The 19,261-nt window shown below is 68.4% G+C and carries 20 protein-coding genes; 14 read left to right on the forward strand and 6 right to left on the reverse strand.

Features of this window, described 5'->3' with window-relative positions; translation table 11 throughout:
• Positions 1 to 3: 3 nt before the first annotated feature.
• From ACWEOO_RS36360 to ACWEOO_RS36390, 7 genes are all read left to right on the forward strand, one after another.
• Complete coding sequence (locus tag ACWEOO_RS36360) at positions 4 to 981, forward strand: MazG family protein (RefSeq protein WP_452146910.1); 978 nt, start codon at positions 4 to 6, stop codon at positions 979 to 981.
• An 82-nt stretch (positions 982 to 1,063) separates the two neighbouring features.
• Entirely contained in the window at positions 1,064 to 1,897 is an 834-nt protein-coding gene (locus ACWEOO_RS36365) for a phosphotransferase enzyme family protein (protein WP_452146911.1), read from the forward strand.
• A 12-nt stretch (positions 1,898 to 1,909) separates the two neighbouring features.
• Positions 1,910 to 2,434 carry an RNA 2'-phosphotransferase gene (locus tag ACWEOO_RS36370; protein WP_452146912.1) on the forward strand — a complete coding sequence of 175 codons (525 nt, stop codon included), beginning with the start codon at positions 1,910 to 1,912 and terminating at the stop codon, positions 2,432 to 2,434.
• Positions 2,435 to 2,494: 60 nt separating this feature from the next.
• Entirely contained in the window at positions 2,495 to 3,775 is a 1,281-nt protein-coding gene (gene eno / locus ACWEOO_RS36375) for a phosphopyruvate hydratase (protein WP_355700684.1), read from the forward strand.
• 31 nt (positions 3,776 to 3,806) lie between these two features.
• On the forward strand, positions 3,807 to 4,412 hold the full coding sequence (locus ACWEOO_RS36380; protein WP_359926666.1) for an FtsB family cell division protein: 606 nt from the start codon (positions 3,807 to 3,809) through the stop codon (positions 4,410 to 4,412).
• Positions 4,413 to 4,414: 2 nt separating this feature from the next.
• Positions 4,415 to 4,885: a DUF501 domain-containing protein gene (locus ACWEOO_RS36385; RefSeq protein ID WP_452146913.1), complete on the forward strand. Its 471-nt coding sequence runs from the start codon at positions 4,415 to 4,417 to the stop codon at positions 4,883 to 4,885.
• Between the two features lie 22 nt (positions 4,886 to 4,907).
• Positions 4,908 to 5,795 carry a Ppx/GppA phosphatase family protein gene (locus tag ACWEOO_RS36390; RefSeq protein WP_452146914.1) on the forward strand — a complete coding sequence of 296 codons (888 nt, stop codon included), beginning with the start codon at positions 4,908 to 4,910 and terminating at the stop codon, positions 5,793 to 5,795.
• On the opposite strand, the gene ACWEOO_RS36395 is transcribed toward ACWEOO_RS36390, so the two are convergent.
• On the reverse strand, positions 5,792 to 6,361 hold the full coding sequence (locus tag ACWEOO_RS36395) for a TetR/AcrR family transcriptional regulator (RefSeq protein WP_452146915.1): 570 nt from the start codon (positions 6,359 to 6,361) through the stop codon (positions 5,792 to 5,794). The two genes, ACWEOO_RS36390 and ACWEOO_RS36395, sit on opposite strands and share 4 nt — an antisense overlap.
• Positions 6,362 to 6,490: 129 nt before the next feature.
• Between ACWEOO_RS36395 and ACWEOO_RS36400 the strand changes: the two genes are divergently transcribed.
• The 4 genes from ACWEOO_RS36400 to ACWEOO_RS36415 all read left to right on the forward strand — a co-directional run bounded on the left by ACWEOO_RS36400 (position 6,491) and on the right by ACWEOO_RS36415 (position 10,289).
• Positions 6,491 to 7,915, forward strand: coding sequence for an MFS transporter (locus ACWEOO_RS36400; RefSeq protein WP_452146916.1), 1,425 nt, complete (start codon positions 6,491 to 6,493; stop codon positions 7,913 to 7,915).
• Between the two features lie 75 nt (positions 7,916 to 7,990).
• On the forward strand, positions 7,991 to 8,824 hold the full coding sequence (locus ACWEOO_RS36405; RefSeq protein ID WP_452146917.1) for a uracil-DNA glycosylase: 834 nt from the start codon (positions 7,991 to 7,993) through the stop codon (positions 8,822 to 8,824).
• Between the two features lie 140 nt (positions 8,825 to 8,964).
• Complete coding sequence (locus ACWEOO_RS36410; protein ID WP_452146918.1) at positions 8,965 to 9,630, forward strand: hypothetical protein; 666 nt, start codon at positions 8,965 to 8,967, stop codon at positions 9,628 to 9,630.
• Positions 9,627 to 10,289 (forward strand): DnaJ domain-containing protein, encoded by a 663-nt coding sequence (locus ACWEOO_RS36415; protein ID WP_452146919.1) that lies wholly within the window; start codon positions 9,627 to 9,629, stop codon positions 10,287 to 10,289. Before ACWEOO_RS36410 ends, ACWEOO_RS36415 begins: the two co-directional genes overlap by 4 nt.
• A gap of 15 nt (positions 10,290 to 10,304) precedes the next feature.
• Here ACWEOO_RS36415 and ACWEOO_RS36420 read toward each other — a convergent pair whose 3' ends face one another.
• Positions 10,305 to 10,766, reverse strand: coding sequence for an SRPBCC family protein (locus tag ACWEOO_RS36420; protein ID WP_452146920.1), 462 nt, complete (start codon positions 10,764 to 10,766; stop codon positions 10,305 to 10,307).
• Positions 10,767 to 10,865: 99 nt separating this feature from the next.
• Positions 10,866 to 12,134, reverse strand: coding sequence for a DUF1254 domain-containing protein (locus ACWEOO_RS36425; protein WP_452146921.1), 1,269 nt, complete (start codon positions 12,132 to 12,134; stop codon positions 10,866 to 10,868).
• 501 nt (positions 12,135 to 12,635) lie between these two features.
• Here ACWEOO_RS36425 and ACWEOO_RS36430 point away from each other — a divergent pair.
• Entirely contained in the window at positions 12,636 to 13,679 is a 1,044-nt protein-coding gene (locus ACWEOO_RS36430; RefSeq protein ID WP_452146922.1) for a GNAT family N-acetyltransferase, read from the forward strand.
• 142 nt (positions 13,680 to 13,821) lie between these two features.
• On the opposite strand, the gene ACWEOO_RS36435 is transcribed toward ACWEOO_RS36430, so the two are convergent.
• The 3 genes from ACWEOO_RS36435 to ACWEOO_RS36445 form a co-directional block, all read right to left on the reverse strand.
• Entirely contained in the window at positions 13,822 to 14,508 is a 687-nt protein-coding gene (locus ACWEOO_RS36435) for a hypothetical protein (protein WP_452146923.1), read from the reverse strand.
• Between the two features lie 182 nt (positions 14,509 to 14,690).
• Positions 14,691 to 15,218: a hypothetical protein gene (locus ACWEOO_RS36440; RefSeq protein WP_452146924.1), complete on the reverse strand. Its 528-nt coding sequence runs from the start codon at positions 15,216 to 15,218 to the stop codon at positions 14,691 to 14,693.
• 639 nt (positions 15,219 to 15,857) lie between these two features.
• The gene (locus tag ACWEOO_RS36445; RefSeq protein ID WP_452146925.1) at positions 15,858 to 16,895 is read right to left on the reverse strand and encodes an FUSC family protein; all 1,038 of its coding nucleotides are present in this window, start codon (positions 16,893 to 16,895) and stop codon (positions 15,858 to 15,860) included.
• Positions 16,896 to 17,363: 468 nt separating this feature from the next.
• On the opposite strand from ACWEOO_RS36445, the gene ACWEOO_RS36450 reads away from it, so the two are divergent.
• Positions 17,364 to 17,588, forward strand: coding sequence for a hypothetical protein (locus tag ACWEOO_RS36450; RefSeq protein ID WP_452146926.1), 225 nt, complete (start codon positions 17,364 to 17,366; stop codon positions 17,586 to 17,588).
• A gap of 386 nt (positions 17,589 to 17,974) precedes the next feature.
• Positions 17,975 to 18,454 carry a hypothetical protein gene (locus ACWEOO_RS36455; RefSeq protein ID WP_452146927.1) on the forward strand — a complete coding sequence of 160 codons (480 nt, stop codon included), beginning with the start codon at positions 17,975 to 17,977 and terminating at the stop codon, positions 18,452 to 18,454.
• Positions 18,455 to 19,261 lie beyond the last annotated feature (807 nt).

Below are 19,261 nucleotides of genomic sequence, written 5' to 3' on the forward strand. Positions count from 1 at the left end.
CGCATGGCTGACGAGTCCGCCGGCGGGATCAAGGTCGTCCTCACGAGCCCTCGTGTCGCCCCCGGGCTGCTCACCCGCGCCACCTGGCAGGCCCTCGAGGCCGCCGACGAGATCGGCGCGGCGGGCGGGCCCGACCGTCCCGACGTCCAGGCGGTGATCGGCTCCGGCCTCGTCGTCACCCAGGTCGAGGCTGGGGTCTCCGCGGCGTGGACGTGGCTGTCGGCGGCGGCCGCCGCCGGGCGCCAAGTCGTGTGGCTGACCGGTGACGACGGCGAGCCCGGCCTGCTCCGCGTCGTGTCCGACGAGCTCGTCCGCGAGCCGTCGTACGCGGTGGAGATCCTGCACGGCTCGTACGACGTCCCGGGTTCGCGCCTGATCGACCTGGTCCGGGTGATGGACCGGCTGCGGCGCAACTGCCCGTGGGACCAGGAGCAGACGCACGAGAGCCTGGCGAAGTACCTGCTCGAGGAGACGTACGAGACGCTCGAGGCGATCGACACCGGGGACCGTGAGCACCTGCGCGAGGAGCTCGGCGACCTGTTGCTCCAGGTCGTGTTCCACTCCCGGGTCGCGGAGGACGACGAGGAAGGCTTCACGGTCGACGACGTGGCCGGCGGCATCGTCGAGAAGCTGATCCGCCGCCACCCGCACGTCTTCGGCTCGGTCGACGCCGCCGACGCGGCCGCCGTCGAGGCGAACTGGGAAACCATCAAGGCCGCCGAGAAACAACGCTCCTCGGTCCTCGAAGGCATCCCGCTCGCCCTCCCCGCCCTCGCCCTCGCCGACAAGGTCCTGGGCCGCGCCGCGAAGGTCCTTCCGGCCGAGTTCGCCACTCCCGGCGACTCGGACGCCGACCGCATCGGCCACCAACTGCTGGCCGTCGTCCGCGAGGCCCGCACGCTCGGCATCGACGCAGAACAGTCCCTCCGCGTCGCCGTACAACAGTTGGCCACCGAGATCCGCGCCGCCGAGTCCTCCTGACCTGCTGCGGCCCGTTCGCCGGTCTTCCTCGTCTCCGGAAATCGGATGTACGGCGCCGGGCTCGGCTGGCAGGGTGGGGCGGGTGGATGTTGCCGGGGTACTGCGGGAGTACTGGGACCTGAAGCCGGTGCGGGTCGAGGTGCTGACGGGTGGGATGAATTCGGCTGTCTGGTTGGCGTGCGCGGACGAGTGGCGGGTGGTTTTGAAGGCCGTGGGCGCCGGCGACTTGGGGTTCGAGCCGGGGCTGCAGCTGGCCGCGCGGCTCGACGATGCCGGGATCCGGACCGGCCGTCCGCGGGCCAGCAAGCACGGCCGGTACGTCGAGTGCGTCGACGGGCGGCAGGTCGCGGTTCTGGAGTACATCGACGGCGTGCCGTTGACCGTGGCGGATCACGCGGCCATCGGGGACCTGCTCGGGCGTGTGCACTCGGCCGCCGCCGTCGAGCGTGGCGACCTCGCCGACTGGTTGCGGTTCCTGCTGCCGTTCGAGGAGTGCCTGGACCTCGAGCCCTGGATCCGTCCGGCGGTGGAGGGGGCGATTGCCGACGCTGTTGCGCTCGGCCCGCTGTCCTGGTCCTGGCTGCACGGCGACCCGGCGGCCGAGGCGTTCGTGCGGCAGCCGGACGGGCAGGTCGCGCTGATCGACTGGGGGAGCGCGATGCGGGGCCCGATTCTGTACGACGTCGCGTCGGCCCGGATGTACAACGACGAGCCCGTCGTACCGGCGTACCTCCGCCGGCGCCCTGACCTCACCGACGAGGTCGAGCGTGGCCTCAACACCTTCCTGCGCGTCCGCTACGCGGTCCAGGCCGGTTACTTCGCGTGGCGCATCACCAACAACCTCCTGACCGGCATCTCCGGCCCCGAAGACAACCACAAGGGCCTGGTCGACGCCCGCCGCTCCTTCGGGCACTAGTACTTTCCTGCCATGAGCCGCGACAGCAGAGCGATCTCCCGTCTGCTCCGTCACACCGCGGGTGAGTACGACCTCACGATGAGTGCGGACGGCTGGGTCGTGATCACCGACGTACTGCGGGTTCTCGGGCTCACCCGCGAGCGGCTGGACGTCGCGGTGCGGGAGAACGACAAGCAGCGGCTGCAGGTCGACGGGGAGCGGATCCGGGCGTGCCAGGGGCATTCGCTGGCCGGGATGCCGGTGACACGTGAAGCGTTGGAGAACAGTTGGGAACGGGTTTACCCGGCGGATCTGCTGTGGCACGGCACGAATCGGGCCGCCGTCGCAGCGATCCAGCGTGAGGGATTGCGTGCGGGACGGCGTACGCATGTCCATCTGGCGCCCTCGAAGGACAGCCACGTCGGGCGGCGGACGAGAGTAGAAGTCTTGCTGGGCGTGGATTGCGGCGATCTCGCCGTCTATCGGGCCCCCAACGGAGTGTTACTGACGCGCGAGGTACCTCCGGATGCGATTGTTAGGGTCGACGCGGTCCACTGAGCCTGCTGGTCTGGGGACTAGGCTCAGCAGCGATTCGTCATCGAGAACTTGGGAGTCAATGTGGCCACCATCGAGGCCGTCGGCGCGCGCGAGATCCTCGACTCGCGCGGCAACCCCACTGTCGAGGTCGAGGTTCTGCTCGACGACGACACCATTGCCCGCGCGGCCGTCCCGTCGGGCGCGTCCACCGGCCAGTTCGAGGCCGTCGAGCTGCGCGACGGCGACAAGGACCGCTACGGCGGCAAGGGCGTGCAGAAGGCCGTCACCGCGATCCTCGAGGACATCGACAAGGAGATCGTCGGGTACGACGTCCACGAGCAGCGCCTGATCGACCACGCGCTCCTCGACCTGGACGGTACGCCGAACAAGGCCAAGCTGGGCGCGAACGCCATCCTCGGCGTCAGCCTGGCGGTCGCGAAGGCCGCGGCGGACAGCTCCGGCCTGCCGCTGTTCCGCTACGTCGGCGGCCCGAACGCGCACGTCCTGCCAGTGCCGATGATGAACATCCTCAACGGCGGCGCGCACGCGGACAGCAACGTCGACGTGCAGGAGTTCATGATCGCCCCGATCGGCGCCGCGACGTACGGCGAGGCGCTGATGCAGGGCGCCGGTGTGTACCACGCGCTGAAGGCGGTGCTGAAGGAGCGCGGCCTGTCCACCGGCCTCGGCGACGAGGGCGGCTTCGCGCCGAACCTGGACAGCAACCGGGCCGCCCTGGACCTGATCGCGGTCGCGGTCGAGAAGGCCGGCCTGCAGCTCGGCAAGGACATCGCGCTGGCGATGGACGTGGCCGCGAGCGAGTTCTTCACCGACGGCGTGTACGCGTTCGAGGGCGGCAAGAAGTCCGCCGACGAGATGATCGCCTACTACGCCGACCTGGTCGCGTCGTACCCGATCGTCTCGATCGAGGACCCGCTGAACGAGGAGGACTGGGACGGCTGGAAGGCCATCACCGGTGAGCTCGGCAGCAAGATCCAGCTGGTCGGCGACGACCTGTTCGTCACCAACGTCGAGCGCCTGCAGCGCGGCATCACCGAGAAGTCGGCGAACAGCCTGCTGGTCAAGGTGAACCAGATCGGCTCGCTGACCGAGACCCTGGACGCCGTGGACCTGGCCCACCGCAACGGCTTCACCTGCATGATGAGCCACCGCTCCGGCGAGACCGAGGACACCACGATCGCCGACCTGGCGGTCGCGACGAACTGCGGCCAGATCAAGTCCGGCGCCCCGGCCCGGTCCGACCGCACCGCCAAGTACAACCAGCTGCTCCGGATCGAGGAGGAGCTCGACGACGCGGCGACGTACGCCGGTCGCTCGGCCTTCCCGCGCTTCCAGGGCTGATACTGCGTCTGATTTTTGGGGAGGTTCAGCTATGCCGTCCCGTCGGGATTCCGGTGCACGACCCGGCTCGCGTCCGTCGAGCCGGACCCAGTCGCGCCCACCGGCCCGGCGGGGCGACCAGCCCAAACGCCGTACGGCGGGGACGTCGGCCGAGCCCGCCAGGACCCGCGGGTCGCGCAACCTGACCGGGCGCGCGGCCGTCGTCCTGCTGGTACTGGGCGCGTTGATCGTGTCGTACGCGCAGAGCCTGCGGGTCTGGTTCGACCAGCACCAGCAGGTCAGCGCGTTGCAGCAGGAGATCCGGGACCGCGAGAAGCGGGTCGCCGAGCTGAACGACGAGATCTCCCGCTGGGGCGACGACGCCTACGTGAAGGCACAGGCACGGCAACGACTCGGATGGGTTATGCCCGGCGAGGTCGGGTACCGCGTGATCGGCGCGGACGGTAAGCCGGTCGGTGCCCCACCGGAGCCGTCCGCGCCCTCGGACGGTACGACGGACGCGCAGAAGCCGACCTGGTACACCAAGCTGTGGGGGAGCGTCGAGGGCGCGGGCACGCCGCCGGCGCCGGCCACTCCGGCTCCCGCCAAGCCGACCCCGTCGACGATCCTCACACCGACCCCCGAGGCGACCCGGTGAGCATGTCGGACGAGGAAGCGGTCAGCAAGCAGCTCGGCCGCACCGCCCGCGGGATCCGGTCGATCGCGCATCGCTGCAGTTGCGGCCTGCCCGACGTGGTCGAGACCGAGCCGCGGCTCCCGGACGGTACGCCGTTCCCCACCACGTACTACGTGACGTGCCCGCGGCTCGCGTCCGCGATCGGCACGCTCGAGTCCTCCGGTCTGATGAAGGAGATGACGGACCGGCTGGAGTCCGACGAGGATCTGGCCGCCCGGTACCGCGCGGCCCACGAGTCGTACCTCGCGCACCGTGAGTCGATCGAACACGTCGAGGAGATCGCCGGGATCACCGCCGGCGGCATGCCGAACCGCGTCAAGTGCCTCCACGTCCTGGTAGGCCACTCCCTGGCGGCGGGCCCGGGCGTCAACCCGCTGGGCGACGAGGCCCTCGAAGCCCTGGAGGACTGGGGCCGCCGGGGCCCCTGTGTCTGACCCGGGTGTGCGGGTTGCGGCGGTGGACTGCGGGACCAATTCGATCCGGTTGCTGATCGCCGACCTCGTCGACGGTCAACTGGTCGAGGTCGACCGTCGGATGACGATCGTCCGGCTCGGTCAGGGCGTGGACGCGACGGGCGCTTTCGCGCCGGAAGCCCTGGCCCGGGTCTTCAAGGCCGCCGAAGACTTCGCAGCTGTCATCCAGTCCAAGGCCGTCAGCAGGCTGCGCTTCGTCGCCACCTCCGCCGCCCGCGACGTCAGCAACCGGGACACGTTCGCCGCCGGCATCGAGGAGCGCCTCGGCGTACGACCGGAGATCATCACCGGCACCGAAGAGGCCGAGCTGAGCTTCCGCGGGGCCACCACGTCCCTGGACCTGCCCGCGCCGTACCTGGTGGCCGACATCGGCGGCGGCTCCACAGAGCTCGTCCTCGGCGACGCGACCGGCGTCATCGCCGCCGAGTCCCTCGACATCGGCTCCGTCCGCCTCACGGAACGCCATGTCACCACCGACCCGACCTCCGAGCCCGAGTTGGCCGCGATCACCCAGGACATCGACGCCCTGCTCGCCGGCACCAAGGTCCCGTTGGCCGACGCGCGGGCCCTGATCGCCGTCGCAGGTACGGCGACCACTGTCGCCGCGGTCGCCCTGAACCTCCCGGAGTACGACCGCGACGCCGTACACCACGCCCGCCTCAGCACGACTCAGCTCCGCGACACCACCACGTGGCTGACCACCTCGACCCGAGCGGCCCGGGCAGCCGTCCATTCGATCCACCCCGGCCGGGTCGACGTCATCGGCGCCGGCGCCCTCATCCTGCAACGCCTCGTCGACCGCCTCCCCGTCGACACCCTCACCGTCTCCGAACACGACATCCTCGACGGCGTGGCGCTGTCGCTCGGTTAACGCGCGCGGACGCCGTCGAGGGCGATGCTGAGGACGCGGTCGCGCTGTGCCTGGTCGACGAAGCCGGCGGCGGTCAATCCGCTGACCATGCGGAGAAGGTCGTCGAACGACACGTCCTTACGGGCCTCGCCCGCCTCCTGGGCGCGCTCGAACAGCGGTGCGCCGGCGGCGTACATCGCCTCGCGGGCTGCCTTGAAGCTGTCGGCCTCCCGGTTCAGCGACTCCCAGATCGCGCGTTTCGTCGCGGCGTACCCGACGAAGCGGTGCAACCAGGTGGTGAGCGCCTCCCACGGCGGGAGGTCGGCGGCCTGCTCCGCCGCGAGGCACAGCTCCTCGATCTCGCCGAAGTAGACCGCGTTCAGCAGGTCCTGACGGGCCGGGAAGTTCCGGTACAGGGTGCCGATCCCGACGCCCGCCTGCCGGGCGATGTCCTCGAGCGACGCGCCGACGCCCTTGCTCGCGAACGCGTCCCGGGCGGCGGCCAGCAGTGCGTCGAAGTTGCGCCGCGCGTCCGCCCGCTGCGGCCGCCGTACGTCGACCTGCAACACAGGCCTGCTCTGCTCCATTCGATCACCTTAGCCAGTTGATAGCGGAGGCAACCCTCCGTTATAGTGGAGGCATACCTCGACTTTACCAGGCCGGGGAGATCTCGCGCCCTCTGTGTGGCGCACACACCCCTTTCGAAGGACTTCTGCATGCCTGTCATCAGGTCTGGAAACCCCCGCGTGACCTTGGCGGTGCTCGCCACGGTCGTCGCCTCGTTCTCGATGTTGCAGTCGCTGGTGAGTCCGGCGCTGCCCGTCATCCAGCACGACCTGCACACCACTCCCGGCGCGGTCACCTGGGTCTTCACCGCGCTTCTGCTCTCGGTCTCGGTCGCCACGCCGCTGCTCGGCCGGATCGGCGACATGGTCGGCAAGGAGCGCACGTTGTTCGTCGCACTGATCGCGCTCGCGGTCGGCTGCCTGATCGCCGCGCTCGCGCCGAACGTCGGCGTCCTGATCGCCGCCCGGGTCTTCCAGGGCGTCGGCGGCGCCGTCTTCCCGCTGTCGTTCGGGATCATCCGGGACGATTTCCCGGCCGAGCGGGTGCCGTCGGTGGTCGGCGTGGTGTCCGCGATCATCGCGGCCGGCGGCGGACTGGGGATCGTGCTCGCCGGCCCGATCGTGGAGTGGCTCGGCTGGCGCTGGCTGTTCTGGATCCCGATGGCGGTCGTCGCGGTCTCGACGGTGCTGGTCCGGCGGTACGTGCCGGAGTCCCCGAACCGCGTCCCCGGCCGGATCGACTGGCTCGCGGCCGCGTTCCTGTCCGGCTGGCTGATCGCGCTGCTGCTGCCGTTGAGCACCGGCCGGTCGTGGGGCTGGGGCTCCTTGCGTACGACGGGGCTCTTCGGGCTGGCCGTCGTGCTGTTCGCCGGCTGGATCATGGTCGAGCTGCGCTCGCGGAACCCGCTGATCGACATGCGGATGATGCGCCGGCCGGCGGTCTGGACGACGAATCTCGTGGCGCTGCTGTTCGGGGCGGCGATGTTCGCGGTGTACGCGTTCGTGCCGCAGTTCCTGCAGATCCCCAAGGCGGCCGGGTTCGGCTTCGGCGCGAGCGTGACGCAGGCCGGCCTGCTGATGCTGCCGATGTTGGTGACGATGGCGATCACCGGGTCGATGAGCGGCCCGCTCGCGGCGCGGTTCAGCGCCAAGGCGCAGGTCGTCTCCGGGTCGGCGCTGAGCCTGGTCGCGGCGCTGATGTTCGCCGAGTTCCACGCGGCGCAATGGCAGGTGGCGGTCTCGACGGCCCTGTTCGGCGTCGGGCTCGGGCTCGCCTACGCGGCGATGACCAGCCTGATCGTGCAGAACGTCCCCCGCGAGCAGACCGGCGCCGCCACCGGCATGAATGCCAACATCCGCACCATCGGCGGCTCGATCGGCACGGCGCTGGCCAGCTCCATCATCACCGGCCACATCCAGCCGTCCGGTCTCCCGGCCGAGTCCGGCTTCACCGACACCTTCCTCCTCCTGTCCGCCTTCGCGGCCGCGGCCGTCGTACTCGCCCTGGCCATCCCGAGCCACCGCCGTACGCCGGCCGCCCCCGCTCCACAACCTGTCGAGCAGCTGGCCGCCTGACCATCCGGGTCGGGGAGGATCGTGTGCCGAATCGGGCGGAAAATCCTCCCCGGCCCGGCCCTTTAGGCTGTCCGGATGAAGCTTCCGCATCCGTTGACGGGGGAGTTGTTCGACAGCCCGGTGCCGCCGGGGAGCGGGTGGCCGGAGGATCCCGCTGCGCGGCGTACTCCGGTGGCGCGTGATGCGTCGGAGGTGGTGCGGCTCGCGGCGACGGACGATTTGGCGGAGCTCGAGGCGCGGGTGTCGGTGTGCCGGGCGTGCCCGCGGCTCGTCGAGTGGCGCGAAGACGTTGCGGTCGGCAAGCGGAAGTCGTTCGCGGACCAGCCGTACTGGGGGCGGCCGATCGCGGGCTGGGGTGTCGCCGAGCCGCGGATCCTGATCGTCGGTCTCGCGCCGGCGGCGAACGGCGGGAACCGGACCGGCCGCGTCTTCACCGGCGACCGCTCGGGCGACTGGCTGTTCGCCAGCCTGCATCGCGTCGGCCTCGCCAATCAGGCCACGAGCGAACACGCAGGCGACGGGCTGCACCTCATCGGCACGCGCATGATCGCCGCGGTCCGCTGCGCCCCACCCGCCAACAAACCCACGCCGGGCGAGCGCGACACCTGCGCCCCGTGGTACCGGCGCGAGCTCGAGCTGGTCCTTCCGGGCACCAGGTCGATCGTCTGCCTCGGCAAGTTCGCGTACGACGCCCTGCTCGCCGCACTGGTCGCGCTCGGCGCCGACGTACCGCGGCCGCGGCCGAAGTTCGGCCACGCGGTCGAGTACCGGATCCCAACCCCACAAGGCGAAGTCAGCGTTCTCGGTTGCTTCCACCCCAGCCAGCAGAACACCTTCACCGGCAAGCTCACCGAAGAGATGCTCGACAACGTCCTGCTCCGCGCGAAAGCCCTCTCAGCTCTCGGCTGACAAGAGTTGACCTGGATACGCGCCGTATTGGAAGCTGCCGACTATGCATGCCGCCCAACGCCGCTGCCCTCATGACGCGTGACAACCTGCCCGAGCACTCTCGGGGACGCCCGGCCGAGCAGAGGCCCGCAGGTGGCGGCGTGGAGCGCGCAGCGGCCGCGTCGCGGATGCCTGCCGCGCACGAGGCCGCACCGCTCGGGTTCGTGCCGAGCCCGGACCGGTACCACTGGTGGGCGGAGATCCACGACGACGTCAAGGCGTACCTCGAGCGCAAGGTAGGACCTTCGATCGAGTGGTGGGCCGACCTGCACGAGCGTGAACGCGACCGGCCGTACGCCGTCGTGTTCGGGCCTCAGGGCCTGGCCGTGACCACGCCGCGCGTCAACAACCAGGGACAGCGGACGCAGAGCGTGCGGATCGACGCGTTCGTGCCGGGGAGTATCAAGCACGCCGTCGTACAGCAGCAACCGTCGAGGCCGCGCGGCGGTCTGCGTTCGCTCGTGTCCCGCGGGCGCGACGAGCCCTCGCCGCCTGCGCTCGAGCTCACGCAGGACATGCGCGGCACGCTCGGCAACCTGCCGCTGGAAGCGCAGCAACGGCTGCAGACGCCGTTCCTCGGGTCGCAGGCCATCAAGCACTACCGGTATTACTACTACGGCAACGACGAAGACCTCGACCTGTGGGTCTACCTCGCGGGCGACCGGACCGTCACGTTCGCGTCCGGCCACCGCACCCTGCCCACCGGCGCCGACCCGCAGCAAGCGTCCTGGCGACTGACCTGCTACCAGGCGGACGTCGCTCGATGAGCTCCCGCCGGGATTTCCGGGACCTCGACGGAGCCGACCCCTGGAAGCTGCTGGGCGTAGCCCGCGACGCCGGCCCCGAGGAGATCAAACGCAGCTACCGCCGCCTGTCCCGCAGCCACCACACCGACGTAGGCGGCGATCCCGAGCAGCAGGTCAAGCTGAACCGCGCGTACGAGATCCTCTCCGACCCTGGGCGGCGCGCGGACTACGCCCTCCTTCTGAACCCCAAGCCACCAACCGCGCCGAAGCAGGACCCACGCCGCGAGCCCGACGACGACCCCTTCGAATGGTCCACCGGTGCCGGCACCACCTACCGGGATTCGTACACCCAACCGCGCCGGGACACCTACACGCCACGACCGCGCCAGGACTCGTACACAGCCCCGCCGCGCCAGGATTCGTACACGGCCCCGCCGTACAACGACCCGTTCACCGCCCCGGCGTACCAGCCCCGACGCCCAGGCGTGAGCCGCCAGGCCGTTGCCGCTCTCCTCACGGTCCCGTTCTGCTCCCCGGTCTCCATCTACCTGTCCGTCACTGCCCTCCGCCAGATCCGATGGTCCGGCCAACGCGGCAAATCCCTGGCCTGGCTTGCCCTCCTCCTCAACATCGGTTTGTTCGTCTGGGTGATCATCGGCGGAGTGATCGCCAAGCTCTGACGGCACGCGGTCCCGTCACCCGCTCGCCCGCGCGGCCGTCTCGGTCGCGGCCAGCATGTCGGTGAAGGTTGCCGTCAGCATCTTGTCGATCAACGGACCGGTGAGCCGCCCGATCGGGCCGCCCCTGGGCACATAGCGATAGTCGAACGTTGCCAGCGTCCCTTCGGCCTCCGGCTCGAGCGTCAGCGACGACTCGGCCGCCTTGAACGGCACCGACCGGCTCGGACGATTCCGGGTAGCGATCCGCCGCCCCTCGTCCCAGGCGGTCACGGTCTCGTCCATGCTGCCCACCGGCTTCAGGTCGACATGCCGCCGGGCACCCACGCCACTGGTCTGCTCACCAATGGCTTGTGTCCCCCGAAGCCCGTCCCAGTGCCGCGCAAGATTCGGAAAGTCGGCCAGAACAGGCCAGACCGAACCCGCGGCCGCCGACATGTGCCTCTGCACCACGATGTGACGTTCCTGCACGACAACCACCCCAACTCACACCCACAAGGAGAGCCCGCCGCCCCGTCCCCATCGTCACGCCGAACCCCCTCCCATACAATCAGGCGCCCGCGGGCTTCGACGACTGGTTCATTCCTGGGCGATTGTCACTGTCGGCGGTGTCCAGGTTCCGTCCTTGACGGCTTGCCGCCCTGCGTAGGCGCGCAGGTAGAGGGAGAACGGGGCCGCGGGTGCCGGGAGCCAGTTGGCTTGCTGGTCGGTGCCCGGGCTTGTCGCTCCGGCGTACAGCGTGAGCGATCCGTCTTCGCCGTAGGTCAGCGTTGTGTTCTTGGTCCCCAGCGAGTAGCGGCGCAGCTGGTTGGGGAAGAAGAAGTGCTGCTGGTTGTACAGCGTGAGCGACCAGAACCCGTCGACCGGCGGCAATTGACCGGCAGGAAAGGTGATCTGGTACGTGCGGCTGCCATCGAGTGCAGTGCCCTCGGAGTCGGTGTCGGTGTAGTAGTACTGGGTCTCGGGCGGCCGGTTGTCGAACATGTTCGACCGGGCGCTCCCGGCCCGGTTGTAGTAGTCCAGTCCCCACTCGGCGTTGTGCAGTGAGCGGTTCCAGCCCCGGCCGGCGGGTTTGCCGTTGTACTCCCAGCGCAGGAAGTCTTTGACCAGGCCGCGGTCGCATTCGGCCACCGCGTCGTCCATCGCGACCCGAACCGATCGATCCCGCCGTCCCGCCTCCAGCAGCGCCCGGAGTTGTCCGTACAGCGTTTCCTCACCGGGAAGCGGTGGGACGGTGTCCAGTACGTCGGGCAGTTGGTCGAAGAACGTCTCGGGCTGGACCCACTTGGTCTCCTCCCCGCTGCTGTTGGCCTCGGCCGGGAAGGAGGGGACGTCGGACCAGTTCTTGGTCTTCATCTCACCGCCGTACCGGGTCAGCGGGTAGACCACGACCTGGTTGATCAGCGGCTGGATGGCCGCGCGGTCGTCGTCGGTGTCGTCCATGAAGACGCGCGGGATCGCGTTCGCCAACGTGGTCGGGCTGCGATGCACCTGGACGATCCCCTCGGGCACGTCGCCGTCCCAGCTCGGGCCGACCAGCAGGTAGTGCCCGGGAGGGCTGCCGTACGGTGAACCGACGTGCCCGAACTGATCGGTGCGGGCATCATAGAACGCGTAGACGAAGAACCGGTCGCCGAAGTCAGGAACCTGGACAACCACCGGTTGCTCGTCGAGAGCGAAGAACCCCAGCCCGTAGACCACGTCCTGGTTGGGGCAGGCGATGAAGGTCTGACCCGGATCGATGTAGTCGTTGAGCATCGCGATCTGCCCCGTCGGCGACGCCGGCAGCACGCCACCGAGCCGACCCGGTTCGGGCGCCGCACCGAGCCGAGCGCGCCGGTTGGCCATGTTCACCATGGATAGGCCCACACGTACGCCAGCCTGGCCAGCGCTGCGACGTACTCCGGATGCAACCGCGATTCGCCGCTGGCCTGCGCGACTTCGGCGTCTTCCACCATCGGAATCCCCGCTCTACTCGGCCGCTGACGGACAAGCCACACGCGTACCCCAACGTCCGGAGCACGCCGCGCGCCGTCCCCCATCGTTCCGAGCCACCCGACAGGTTCCCTCACCCAGCACGGATGAGATCACGCTGCTCGTGTACGAGACGGTCCCGGGTGGTTCGAGAAGCCGCACGTGGTCACGGCGTCCAGCGTGTCGGCGACCCTGCGCAGCAGTGCTGGGACGTCCACTCGTCAGCGCTCTCGGGGTTGCCGCCTAGGCGGCACGACGCCTGTTCCCTTATCTACAAGGGGTTACGGGTGGTTCACTCCCAAAATCCTCGCACGGCGGTAGACGGTCTGGTGGCCCACCCACTTTCGCAGTCCGCTGAATGTCGTAGTTCGGACCATGGTCTGGAGGGCGTTTAGCCTGGGGGCCGTGCGAATTCCCGGTATCGGTGTTGACGTTCTCCGGCCTGAGGTCGATGAGTTACGGCTTGCGGAATGGAGCGACGTGATGCGTACGGTGGGTGCGATCGAGCGCGGGGAGTATGCTCCCGCACCTCCTCAGTCCTCTGAGCGTCTCCGCGAGCAGCTCACCGACCCGAGGACTACTCGGTGGGCTGGTGATCTCGAAGGGACTGTGATCGGTGCCGCGGAGGTTCGTCCCGCCGGCGAGCCGAAGACGGCTTTTGCGCGGATCTATGTCCTGCCCACCATGCGCGGCCACGGCGTCGGCCGGGCGCTGCTCACCGAAGTGGTCCGTGACCAGCGGGCTGCGGGCATGGAGATTCTCGCCACTACGGTCCTCGCGGACACACCCGGCGCGAGTTATGCCCTCCAGCTCGGCGCCACGGTCGGTGACGAACTCGTCATCAACGTGCTGGATTTCGCGACCCTCGACCGCGCTGCCGTTGAGCGGAGCGTCGCCACTGACCACGACGGTTACCACTTGGTGCACTGGGCCGGCCGCGCGCCGGACCTCCTGGTCGACTCGTATGCCGTGGCAAAGCGCGCGATCGCCGATGCGCCGAACAACCACCTGCCGCCGGGCGCGACCGTCGCGTGGGACCGCGATCTCGTACGCCGGAGTGAGCGCGAACGGGCCGACCGCGGTGTCGAGCTGTGGGTCACCGCCGCCGTCGGCGCCGGCACGTCCGCGGTGGCGGCATTCACCGCGGTGGAGGTTGGCCGCTCGACCGTCGACGTGGGCCAGGAGGACACGGTCGTTGTGGGTGAGCACCGACGACGTGGACTGGCGACTTGGGTAAAGGCCGCCATGGCCCTCCGACTCGCGGACGAACTGCCGAACGTACGTCGCCTGTCGAGCACCACCGCTGCCGCCAACACCGGAATGCGAGCCGTCAACGCACGCACAGGATTCCGCGAACTGACCCGACGCCTCCTCGTCACAGTCGACATCGCCGGCCTGGCGGAGCGACTCCACCTCTGACCGGCCAGACGCTGATCAACGGGACGAGGCCAGCGACCCCGCACCGCGACGCTCAACTCGTAGGTCCCGTCCCCCACTCGGACCGGCGGACTGCCGGGCATGCCGACTGCAGCGGTCTTCGACGAGCAGAACGCCCTGGTTCTCAGTTGCCCGCGTGGGTGAGCTCGGTGACGACCGTCGCCCAGAGGGTGCCGGTGTCGTCAGCACGGACATGACTGTCGATCCGCTCGATGTGCTCCAAGATGATCCGTTCGCAGTCGTGGAGACGGCTGAACCATGCCTCGTACTCTTCCCAGGGCCTGTTGTTGTCGGGTTCCTCCTGCCACAGTTCGCCGGCGATCTGCATCGCCACAGAACAGCGCCAGGAGGCCTCGACGAACTGGGCCACGGACGAGCTGAAGAATTCGACAGACGGGTGGTAGAGGCCCGCGTGGGCTTCCCGCAGCGCGGGGTGAAGGTCATCGGCCGTGGTTGGCTTCGGCTGGATCTTCAGCACACGGCCCGTCCCGGCCACAGCGCCGATCCGCAGCTGTAATTCTTCCCGGCCCCAGTGAACCAGGGTATAGAGCCGCTGCCCGGGCGATGCTTCCTTCCGCTCCCGTTCCCCGGCGAGGTTGGGCACCAGCTCCGGACCGGCCCCTGCCTGATACCGCGGCCGCGCGAGAGCGTCGTCTGGCAGTCCCCACCGCAGTAACGCTTGCCGATCGGCTTCGGGGAGGTCCCACTGCCGGACCAAGCCCTCCGCGGGCCTCACCGCCTGCCCCGCAACGAGAATCTTCTCCAACGGAGACGTCATGGCAGCGGCAACACGATCCTCGACCGACAACACCCGGCAACGGTACCGGGCACGCAAACCCGCAGGCCATCGCCAACTCCCTCGCCGGCGTAGCATCGGCGCCCAGCGACCGCGGATCGCAACCTCAATTCCTAGCCCGCATGTCGCACATCAGTCGGCAGACATGTGTCGCGGATCTATTGGCGGATCACACGCCTAAGCTGGGGTGGGTGCAGTCAGAAGCTCAGAGTGCCGGCCCCTGAGACCTCGTCCCGTTCATGCCGCGGTGGAAGGTCAAGGGAGCAGCTTCCGTCTGCGGCTCGTTGCGCGAACCCGGTTGCGTCGACTTGGCCTTGTCCGCTGCCCGTTGCGTTGACGAACAGCCCGGTGCCGCCCTCAAACCTCGTCGACTGCGAAATCGTCACCGACAACTTGCACGAAACCGGATCGAAGCTATTGATCTGGAAGTCAAGGGATGTGCTGACGATGTGCAGCGCGCCCTCGGCAAACACCAGGTCGTCACGACTTACGTTGTCGGGATCGGTTGGCAGGTTGGGTACTTCGACGATCCGGCCCACGCCCTTGAACACGCCGTCCGCGCGGATCGAACTGGCCAGCACCACACGGTCGCCAGACGCGCCAGTGGCGATGAGGAAGCCCTCGAAGGTCTCAGGTCCCGACGTCTGTGCCGACGCCGTGACAGATGGGCCGAGCATCAAGCCGAGGGCTGCGAGCACGGCGGTTAGAGCAATACGCAGGCGCATGATTTGCCTCCCCCCACCAACCGGCCGCCTGCGGCGAGGCAGCCGCTTACGACACGACCAGCATCCCACCATCGATTAGCACCGTCCAGGCAACGAGGCGGGCACGCCATGCCGTCGCGGGGAGATCGCCGAGCGTAGGCGTCGGCGGCACCGAGGCACCCAAATGTGCAGGTCAGGTGCTGGCAGTCCTCGTAGGGCTGGAACCACAAGCCGCGGATTGGGAATCCACGCCCTCCGTCAACGCGCGTCGATAGCCGATATCGCCGTCTGACCTGGGAACTCTGACGCGGTGCAGTCACCGCTGGTTGCCGTCGATTGCTGGTGTTTCGTGTCCAAGGAGATGGCCTCAGCGCTCATTGCTTGCCGTGTCTCCCGCGGCCGCTGCGCAGGAACCGCCGCCAGAGGACGTACACGGGGACCGCGACGCCGACCACCATGCCGGCCACCGCGAGCCAGCGACTCCAGCTTGGCCGAGAGGTGTCGCCCGCGATTGCGCCAAGACCGCCAAGCGCGATCGCAACGCCACCCACCACGAGGTACCAGGGGCTATCGCGCCAATCGCCGGTACGCCACATACAAACGATGGTGTCATCCGCTCGAGCAGCCGTCCCAGCAGCAAGGTCTACGGCCGTGGACGCGTTACGTCTTGGTCTGAGAGGGGTTGCGCTTGGCGAGCAGGCCGGCGAGGAGCATGACGACAACCGCGATGCCGACCCCGACAAAGGTGAACAGGACGCGCCGTCCCTCGGCCGTCAGGTCGCTCGGGTTCGGCAGATCCATCGCGATCAGGACGAGCGCGGCCACTGTCGCGCAGTACCAGGTGTAGCTGGAAGCGCGGATCATCGCCGCGAACGCACCCAAGAGGACGACGACCACCTCGACGGCGGTCTTGTTGTCCACCGCGACCAGCAGGAGCGCGGCGACGAGCGCGCCGATGATCGTGCCGAACAGGCGCTGCCGAGCGACCATTCGTGACTGTTCCAGACTCGATCTCATTGCGACGAGCGCCGCGACCGGCATCCAGTCCGCGTTCGGTACGTCGAGACCGAACGCGATCGCGACGGCTATCGCGACCGCTACGGCCCGGATGACGGCGAACATGATCACCGGCGTGGTCAGCGGGATCGGCTTGGTGTCGCCGGGAATGACGTCGGCGAACAGTTGCTTGCTCGAGCCCCGGCCGCGCACCAGCCAGACGACGAACGTGTAGGCGATCGTGACTGCCGATCCCGCGAGCCAGGCCACCGTCTGCCCGCCGGTGCTGGTGTGGACCTGCTCGGCCCGGAAGGCATCCTGCACGGAAAGCGCGATCAGGAACCATACGTTGAGCAACACCCCGTTGGTGAAGCCGTGCGCGCCGAACTTGACCCCGAGCCCACCGGCCAGCGTGACGACCAACGTGGCCAGGACGACCCATCCCCAGCCGCCGTCGGCGACAGCGAACGCGAGCACGGTGAGCACCGCACCGATAGCGGCGAAGACGGCCAGGTGCCGTAGTCGGTGGAGGTACGGTCCGCCCGGGTCGCTCAACCACGCGAACAAGGCGCTGAAGGTGAAGCTGATCCAGTACTGATCAGGGGGAATCGCCGCGAGCAGAATCAGCGGCACGACAGCGACGCCCCTCCACGGGTGCACCTTCTTCGTGTCGAAACTGAAGACCTGCGCGAGTTCAGCCACGGCCTTCTCGTCCGCCCCCGGCCCTCCCCATCTTTCGAGGCTACGTGCACTGCTGTCAGGGCGGAAGTCCCGTACCACAAGGGCGAGGAGTTGGCGGAGGGCCCAGCTGGACAGTTACGTCTCAAGCAGCGGGAAGTACGGCGCTGAGCCCGGGGTGGGAGCGGCCGGAGTGGGGGCGGTGAGGAGCGGAGCGACGAAGTAGGCGCCCGCGGAGGACGCGTGGGTCAGATCAAGGTGCCCGGGACGGGATTCGAACCCGTATGCCTGTTAGGGCCGCGAGGTTTAAGTTCGACCTTGGCCAGTGCTGCGACGTCCGTTGCAGTTCGCCGGAGCCACGTCCGCGACCGGACGGCCTATCGCGATTCCCCGTGAACTCCGGCGAACTGCAACCGCTGGTGCAACCACACTGGCATGCTTGCTGCCGGCAGTCCGCTGTTCACGTCTCGGACGGTCCGTTACTGTCCGATCGTGAAGACAGCTCTGCGCATACCCGGTCTCGCATGCCTCGCTGTGGCCACCGTGTGGATACTGCTTGGGCTCTGGGCTTCAGGATGGAACCTCCGCGGCGCGTGGCGCTCCGTGCAGGTCATGTTCGATGGACCCAAGAAGGATCTTCCGCCAGGTGCATTCGACATGGCCAAGCCCCTCTACCTCGTGGCCATCGGAGTCTCGCTCCTGTTGTGGGCTTCCTGAGCAGATCCGAGTCGTGGACCTCACCCATGCCATGGGCGGGGGTCGCATTGATGGCCTACGCGGAACAACGCTCATTCCCTTACCTACAAGGCGTTCTCGCCTTCCTGGTTGTTGCGAGTTGGACCCGCTTCAAGACCGTTGTTACTGGTGGTTCGCTCCCAAAATCCTCCCACGGCCGTAGGCCTGATCCACAAGGCCGGCCAACTGGCGTCGTCTCCCGCTGCAGGTTCCGGCTATTTCCCGGAAACGAACCAAACCCTGCTCGCGGTAATCTCCCCGGCATGACGACGATGCCCATCCCCGCGCCAAGTGCCGGGAGACGTCGGCTGTCAGTGTGGGCGGTTGTGCCGCCATGGGGGCTGGTGGTGTTGTGTGAGGTGGTTCCGGTGCCGCCGTTCGGGGGGTTCACCCTCGTGTTCCAGGCAGGTCAACTCGCCTGCTGGCTGGTTGCGGTGGTGATGACTGTGCACATCGTCCGAGCGCGGGCCACGAAGATCGTGGTCGGCATGGTTCTTGCCCTGGTCGCGGTGTGGTTCACGAACTGGTCGCTGCTCGATCCGTCGAGTTACCTGCGCCTGCATCGGGTGCAGTTCGACTACGTCGCCGCGCACCCGCCTCCGCTGGCGACTGACGACCTGTTCGACTCCGGTAAGAACCTGCCGTGGTGGGCCCACGACCTGTCGATCACCGGGAGAGCAGCCGGGACGTCGGCTGGGAGTGTCTACCTCGAACAGAACCAGAGCGTCCTTGGTGGATCCATCGGTTACGTGCACAGCGTCTCTCCGGCGGAGACTTTCATCGTGGCGGACGAGACGTTCGGACTCGATCAGTGTCTGCACCTGACCGACGACTGGTACTGGTGCTGATTCTCGGGACTTGCCTGAGGCAGCTTGACGGTTACGTGTCAAAGGCGCGGGCAGTCCTCCGCATCGCCCCGATAGCTGCCGACCTTAGGTGCGGTGCGGTGCGGGTCAAGGGTCGGAGATCCCGGAGGGACGCCGTAGGCGCCCTTGACGCGTGCTGTGCCGGACCGTCCCTTCCATGATTGCTAGCGGGGCGATGCGGGAACCACCGGCAGACGGGTGCATGGATCAGCCGGGGCGCGGCGGGTAGCCGGCCGGTTCGGCCGGCAACAAAGGCGACAGGGTGTCGAGCGTTGATGGCGAGTTCTGCTGTCCTCGTCCCGGCACCCTGTTGGCACGTGCGCGCCAAGCCAAGGGACGCGCCCAGAGCGCAGCGAAGCGGAGCGGCGGGCAGGCGGCCCGCCCTGTGGTGGCGGCGCGCTTTCGGGCCCTGAAGGGGCCCGTCTTGAAGACGTAGAGAAACTTGTCAGGCGCCCGCGCCGGTCGGCTCATCCTCAGCTGCCGTGTTGTCGGAACTGTCAGGCGGTGGAAATGCATCCAGAACTAGTTGCGTGATCCGCTCTACGTCTATTTCACGGCCAGCCTTGCGCAGAGCTCTAGCCGCGGTCGGCACCAGCATGACGGGATCTGGCAGCCCAAGTTGCTCCGCAACCACGCGTGCACGACGACACCCTTCCAAGACAACTCCAGGTTCGGGAGCCTCGGTATAGCCGAGAAGTGCGATTGCGGCGATCGTTGCCGCCCCGATCCGCTTCTCGACATACGCCCTGCCCGCGCCGAGCATAGCTGCGTATTGCCAGTCCGGCAGTA

This window comes from Kribbella sp. NPDC004138, from assembly GCF_053603655.1.